At 44.6% G+C, this 260-nt stretch carries 1 protein-coding gene; it reads left to right on the plus strand.

Annotated elements, in window-relative coordinates:
- Nucleotides 1–260, plus strand: a 260-nt coding sequence (tnpB, locus tag AAEZ02_RS22835) for an IS66 family insertion sequence element accessory protein TnpB (RefSeq protein ID WP_351125387.1), incomplete at both ends; no start/stop codon positions are given.

Raw genomic sequence — 260 nt, forward strand, 5'->3', positions numbered from 1 at the left:
GCTTTACGCTCATCCCGTTGATATGCGCAAGCAATTTGATGGGTTAGCCGCATTGGCGCAATCAAAACTCAAGCGACCAGCCAGCAGTGGTGAGTTGTTTGTGTTTATCAATAAGCGGCGAACTCACATCAAAATTCTTTACTATAGTCGTGGCGGTTACTGTTTATGGAGCAAACGCCTTGAGCAAGGTCAGTTTCATCGCGTTACCAGTGATGAAGATAAAATGTCACTCAACTGGGCGCAATTACAGTGTTTAATTG

This window comes from Shewanella sp. T24-MNA-CIBAN-0130 (assembly GCF_040310185.1).
Lineage (GTDB): Bacteria > Pseudomonadota > Gammaproteobacteria > Enterobacterales > Shewanellaceae > Shewanella > Shewanella psychromarinicola.